This window comes from Pseudomonas sp. PA-4-8C (genome assembly GCF_021606625.1).
GTDB classification, from domain to species: Bacteria; Pseudomonadota; Gammaproteobacteria; order Pseudomonadales; family Pseudomonadaceae; genus Aquipseudomonas; species Aquipseudomonas lactis.
Window position 1 is genome coordinate 1 of the sequence record NZ_WKCD01000389.1, and the last position, 3,888, is coordinate 3,888.

At 64.9% G+C, this 3,888-nt stretch carries 3 protein-coding genes and 1 pseudogene; all 4 read right to left on the reverse strand.

All coding sequences use genetic code 11. From position 1 onward, the window contains the following. Window positions 1-103: 103 nt before the first annotated feature. Window positions 104-226 (reverse strand): hypothetical protein, encoded by a 123-nt coding sequence (locus GIW04_RS31295; RefSeq protein WP_268939278.1) that lies wholly within the window; start codon window positions 224-226, stop codon window positions 104-106. A gap of 103 nt (window positions 227-329) precedes the next feature. Then, window positions 330-1,970, reverse strand: a complete 1,641-nt coding sequence (locus GIW04_RS28750; RefSeq protein WP_120248257.1) for a BatD family protein — start codon at window positions 1,968-1,970, stop codon at window positions 330-332. Beyond that, complete coding sequence (locus tag GIW04_RS28755) at window positions 1,967-3,706, reverse strand: tetratricopeptide repeat protein (protein WP_003190796.1); 1,740 nt, start codon at window positions 3,704-3,706, stop codon at window positions 1,967-1,969. The genes GIW04_RS28750 and GIW04_RS28755 overlap by 4 nt, the downstream gene beginning before the upstream one ends. Further along, window positions 3,703-3,888 (reverse strand): annotated as a pseudogene (locus GIW04_RS28760) (BatB protein); the annotation flags it as partial. The pseudogene GIW04_RS28760 and the gene GIW04_RS28755, both read right to left, overlap by 4 nt.

Here is a 3,888-nt window from a genome sequence, read left to right on the forward strand (position 1 = left end):
CCCGTGACGCTCTGCGTCACCGTTGCACAGGGCGTAAAACCTGGACGCGGAGCGTCCGGGGCGGCATTCCCACGCAGAGCGTGGGAACGAGCAGGCTCGGGGGTTACTTGGGGTAGAGCGGCGGCAAACTGGTGGTATCAGTGGCCAGGTCTTGCTCGCGTTCGGCCACGGGGATGGCCTTGATCGCTCGCCATTGATCGTTCCCACGCTCTGCGTGGTAATGCATCCCGTGACGCTCTGCGTCACCGTTGCACAGGGCGTAAAACCTGGACGCGGAGCGTCCGGGGCGGCATTCCCACGCAGAGCGTGGGAACGAGCAGGCTCGGGGGTTACTTGGGGTAGAGCGGCGGCAAGCTGGTGGTGTCGGTGGCCGGGTCTTGCTCGCGTTCGGCCACGGGGATCGCCTTGATGGCACGCCACAGGTCATCACCCAACCAGTATTGGCCGCTTTCGCTATACAGCGCGCCATTCAAGCCATCCAGGGCATCTGACAACGGCACAAACCGTGCGGCCATGTCGGCCAGGGTTTCCGGTTGTTGCCTTGCCCAGGCGTCCAGCGCCTGGCGGGTGGCGTGGGGGTCGTTGGCCTGGGTGGCGCGCTTGAGGTCGTCGAGCAAGGTGCGTGGGCTGGGGCCGGTTTGGGCTGCGCGTTGTACGGCCGGTTGCCGGCGTGCGCGCCACCATAGGCCAAAGCCTAGCAGGGTGGTGCAGGCCAGCATCAGTGTGCTCAGTTGCCATAGCCACAGGCGGTCATCGTCCGGCGCGGTGATGATGGTCGGTGTGGCCGGGGTGTCTACCACCAGGCTGGGGTTCACCGCCACTTGCACGGTGCGCGCCGGCAGGCTGGTGCGTTCCAGGTGATCTTCGTGGGTGTTCCACCACACCACTTCCACGGCGGGCAGTTCCAGCTCGCCGGCGTGGGTCGGCACCAGGGCTTCGCGGTCTTCACGGCTGCCGGTCAGGCCGCGGTCGCTGGTGCGGTTAGCCATCACCGGTTGGTCGGGGTAGCGGCGCAGGCCGTTGACCTCGGTGCCGGGCAGCGCTGGCAGCTGTGCGCTGGACAGGCCTTCGGCCTCCACGGTAAGGCTGCGGGTCAGGGAATCGCCGACTTGCCCGTGGTCCGGCGTGGGGTTCCAGCCTTCGCTCAAGCTCAGGCTGCGCGCGGGCAGCCAGGGGGCGTCGGCGGGGTAGGCGTCCGGTTTGGGTTTGACCGTCAAGGGCAAGGGCGCGGAGCTGACGTGAATCATCTTGCCCGGCTTGGTGCCCTGCAAGGTGTTCTCCTGGGGCGGTCGCGATTCCACCAGGGTGGCGCTGAAGGTCTGTGCCGGAATCACCACGGCGCCACTGTGTTGAGGGTAGAGGGCGTAGCGGGTTTCGATCACGCCATGGCGGATGCTGTTGATGACCTTCTCATAGGTGCGTGATTCGCCCAGTTGTTCGACACGTGCGTCCGGTATCTGCAAAGGCGTGAGGCTGCTGTCGTCATACAGCGACACCGAGTGGTAAACGCGAACGGTCAACAGTGCCTGGGCCTGCACGTATACGCTGGTCTGGTCGAGGTTGGCTTCGATGAACACCGGGGCCAGTTCGGCGCTGGTGTTCTGGCTGGCGCTTTCCACCACTTGCAGGGTGATCGGCTGGGTCTTGAGTGCGCCCACTTGCAGTGGCGGGATGACCACGTTGCCGTTCACCTTGGGCAGCAGGGTGATGATCCAGCGGGTGGTGGCGTGGTTGTCGCCGTCCAGCGTGGTGAGTTGGTTGATCTGGCGGGTGCCGCTGACTTCGAACTGCGCGTCCAGGGGCGACAGGTCCGGTTTGCCAAACTGGGTCACATCACTTGATTGCACCGTCAGCTCTACCGTTTCCCCGGAGTTGAGGCGGCTGCGGTCTACGCTGGCGACCAGGTCCGCCGCCTGGGCGTGGCCTGCCGACAACGCAAGCAGGAGCAAAAGGGTGGTGCGGCGGCTCATCGAGTGGTGTCCTGATGTTGTTGCTGTTCGTACCAGAATTTGCGGCGCAACAGTTCGCCGGGGTTATCCGGGATCTCCTGCAACCATTGCTCCAGCGCTTGGCGGCGCTCGCCTTCCAGGCGTGTGTCGGCAGGGCGCAAAGGCGGCGTGGTGGTTTGTTCGTCGCCCAGTTCGCTGCCTGGTACTTCATTACCGCCAGGCTGTGGCGTGGCGGCTGTCTGAGTCTCAGCGGTGCCCGCTTCGCCCTGGCCGTGGGGCGATTGCTCGCCGCCCTGTGCCGTTTGTGCGCTGGCGCCCGGTTGCGCAGTTTGGCCGGGTTGGGCGGTTTCGTCATCTTCGTTTTTTGCAGGCGGGTCCTGCTCGGGCTGCGCTTGCTCCTGCATCAGGGTTTCAACCAGGGCTTTGTTTTTCAGTGCCGGTTGCAAATCGGGCTGGGCTTCCAGGGCTTGTTCATAGGCATCAATGGCCGCTTCAAGCTCACCGGCCTTGGCCAGGGCATTGCCACGGTTATAGTGGGAATAGGCGTCGCTGCCTTGGGCAAACCGCTTGATGGCCTCGGCGTAATTGCCGGCTTCGTACAGCGCCACGCCTTGCCATTGCGGGTCTTGGAAGTGTTCGGCGGCTTCGGCCGGGCGTTTGTGCTTGAGCAGGTACTGGCCTTGTTGGTCGGGGCGCAGCCACAGGTCCTGCAGCCCAAAGGCGTAGCTGGGTTGCGGCGCGCCCATCAGCAGCAAGGGCAGGCAGAACAACCAGCCGCGACGCCCGGCGCACGCGGCCAGCAGCAATAACGGCAAGAGCAGCCAGTAACCCTGGTCGGCCCAGGTGTCCAGGCGCAGCCGTTGGCCGTCGTCGCGCAGGGCTTGGGCGCTGTCGAGCATGCCGAGTTGGCGCAGGTCCTTGTCATCCAGGCGCGCCGCACGGTAGCGGCCGCCCATTTCGCTGGCGAACGCCTTGAGGGTCGGGCTGTCGAGACGTGGCACCAGAATCGCGCCCTGGTCGTCCTTGAGGAACTCGCCACTTTCCTGAGTCACCGGCGTGCCTTCGCGACTGCCGATGCCGAGGATCGACAACGTCGGAGCCTGGGCACTTTGCAGTTGCAGGCGGATGCCTTGGCGTTCCTGTTTGGACAATGACGAGCCGATCAGCAGCAGGCGCCCCTGGCCGAGACCGCCTTGCTTGAGCAGGCGCAGGGCTTTTTCCACGGCCAGATCGGCCCGATGGCCGGGCTCGGGCATGATCGATGGGCGCAGGGCTTCCAACAGGTTACGGCTGGTGGCCAGGTCATCGGACAGCGGCACCAAGGTATGGGCGCTGCCGGCATACACGATGATGGCGGTTTGCGCATCGGTGCGCGCTTGCAACAGGTCATACAGCTTGCGCCGTGCCTGTTCCAGGCGGTTGGGTGGGCTGTCGGTGGCGAGCATTTCCGGGGTCAGTTCCAACAACACCACCAACGGGTCGGAAGGTTTCTGGCTGGCCTGTTCAACCCGTTGCCAACTGGGGCCCAGCAACGCCAGCACGGCCAGCAGCCAGGCAATGCCAAGCACCACCCACGGCGATTTGCTCTCGCGGCCATTGCCACCACTGAGCAACTCGGCATGGAACGCCGGCGGCAGGATCATCTGCCAACGCCCGGCGCGCTTTTGCCGATGCCACAACTGCCACAGCAACCAGCCAAGCAGGGGCAGCAATAACAGCCACCAGGGGCGCAACCAGTGCGGCCACAGCGCGATCATCGACGCCTCCGCAAACGCAGGCGCTGCAAACGCTGGCGCCATTCAGGATGCTGCTGCAAAAAGATGCCCTTGCTCGACAGCCTGTTGAAGCCGCGCTGCAAGGCGTTGTTCGGCCAGCGTTCCTGGATCACCAGTAACAGGCTCAACACCAACGCCAAGGCCAATGGGCCGCTGTACAGCGC

What these genes read in the sequence shown, in the direction of transcription:
- GIW04_RS28750 (WP_120248257.1), bottom strand. Translation starts at nt 1,970, where the DNA reads ATGAGCCGCCGCACCACCCTTTTGCTCCTGCTTGCGTTGTCGGCAGGC.
- GIW04_RS31295 (WP_268939278.1), bottom strand. Translation starts at nt 226, where the DNA reads ATGCATTACCACGCAGAGCGTGGGAACGATCAATGGCGAGCGATCAAG.
- GIW04_RS28755 (WP_003190796.1), bottom strand. Translation starts at nt 3,706, where the DNA reads ATGATCGCGCTGTGGCCGCACTGGTTGCGCCCCTGGTGGCTGTTATTG.